This window comes from Kitasatospora sp. NPDC057512, assembly GCF_042802135.1.
Taxonomy (GTDB): domain Bacteria; phylum Actinomycetota; class Actinomycetes; order Streptomycetales; family Streptomycetaceae; genus Kitasatospora.
The window spans coordinates 1-1,718 of sequence record NZ_JBHVET010001147.1; the positions used below are offsets into that span (position 1 = coordinate 1).

Consider the following 1,718-nt stretch of genomic DNA (forward strand, 5'->3'; position numbering starts at 1 on the left):
CACCGAGGGTGCTCGCGTTCCTCACCTGCGCCGTGGGGTGGTCACCAGTCGACCGTGGAGATGGGGCCGAGGTCCCGCGCGATCCTGGAGAGCGGCTGGATGTAGGTGTAGGGATCTATCGTGTTGGTGGTCGAGCCGCCGGTCACCGTGCCGACGGCGAGGCTGTTGTAGAGGGCGGCCCCTCCGCTGTCACCGCCTTGGGACTTCATGCCGAGGACCTTGACCTGGTTGTACGAGGTGTACGTCTCCGTCTGCCCGTTCGGCAGCCTCCTTTCCGTGGTGTAGGTGGAGACGCCGTCCAGGAACTTGCCGCACCGCCAGCCGCTTGTCACGCCCGAGGCGCAGATCTCCCCACCGTTGATTATCTCGTCGTCCGCGCTGCGGATGTAGTCGTAGTACTCGTTGTAGCCGTTGGACGTCTTGACCGCGCGTCCGCCGGGGGTCCAGCCCCGCGGGTTGTCCATCTCGATCAGCGCGTAGTCCGAGGCGGGGAACTGCCGGTCGACGATGCGGCCGATCCGGGTGTTGCCCTGGTTGTCCCGCCAGCTGTCGTCGCGCTGGATCGCCGGGTTCGACTGCCCCAGCCAGCAGTGGCCGGCGGTCACGAGGTAGGCCACCTTGGCCTGCTTGATCATGATTCCGGCCGAGCAGGTGCCGGTGTTGTTCTCGTCCCGCAGGCCGTCGCCCCCGACCAGGCCGGTCCGGGCGTAGGCGGTCCCCTGGTGGGTGGTGACGCTGACCTTCGCGCGGTCGGGGCCGGTGATGCCGGCCGTCCGCAGCAGCGCCTCGGTGTCCGTTCCGGCCGGCACGTCGAGTGTGACGCGGTCGGCCTCGGTGTCCAGGGACCAGGAGCTGTCGCCCGGCGTCAGCTTCTTCTCCGAGGCCGCGTTGAGCCGCTCGTGCACGTCCCGGAGTTCGGCGGTGGTGTAGGCGGCGCGCTGCGGGATGATGCCGGCGGCCCGGGCCGCGCGCTCCCCCTCGTCGTCCAGCACGTTGGCGTGGACCTCGCCCTTCATCACGTCGAGCCACACGCCCGCGGCCTTGTCGCCCTGGCTGTCGCGGAACGCCCGGGCGGTCTTCGACAGCCCGTCCTGCGCGGCGAGGCGCTGCGCCACCTGCTCCTCGGGAAGCCCGAGTTGCTTCGCCAGCGCCTGGGCGGCGCCCCCCGGGGCGGCCGGGGGCGTCAACGCGACGGTCCCGGTGGCCGAGGCCACGGCCGGGCTCTGGGCCGCGGTCGGTGCCAGGGTCACCCCGGCGAGCAGGAGCGCGGTTCCGGCCCTGGCGAGGGTCTTCCTGGAGACCTTCATGGTCTTCTCCTTCGTGCGGATCGAACGTGGTGGGTGGAGGGGGAGCGGGCGCCGGGCCACCGCTCAGGCGAGGATGTTCATCTGCGAGGACATCAGCCGGTACTGGCCGGAGGCGTAGTCGTAGGAGACGTAGCCGGTCCAGTACGCGCCGATCAGCGAGTCGGTGAGCTCCCGGGTGAAGGTGTACGAGGTGCCGTACGAGGCCCACTGCCAGGCGCCCGAGACGTAGGAGTTCACGCCGCACTTGTCCGGGTCGCAGTTGTACAGCCCGACCCAGTCGTACTTCCCGACCGAGGTGCCGTTGTAGTTCCAGCCGATCGTGACGACCTGGGTCTCCTTCACGTGGACGGCGGCGGCCCAGGTGCTCGGCGTGGACTGGGCCGCCGCCGCGGCGGCCGGTACGGGGGCTGT

1 protein-coding gene and 1 pseudogene are annotated in these 1,718 nt (G+C 70.4%); both read right to left on the reverse strand.

The genetic code is table 11. The features are described from left to right. Positions 1-41 precede the first annotated feature (41 nt). Entirely contained in the window at positions 42-1,307 is a 1,266-nt protein-coding gene (locus tag ACFU6K_RS38435) for a S1 family peptidase (protein ID WP_380671226.1), read from the reverse strand. A 63-nt stretch (positions 1,308-1,370) separates the two neighbouring features. Then, positions 1,371-1,718 (reverse strand): annotated as a pseudogene (locus ACFU6K_RS38440) (hypothetical protein); the annotation flags it as partial.

Coding starts and splice junctions, on each gene's coding strand:
- ACFU6K_RS38435 (WP_380671226.1), bottom strand. CDS start 1,307: ATGAAGGTCTCCAGGAAGACCCTCGCCAGGGCCGGAACCGCGCTCCTG.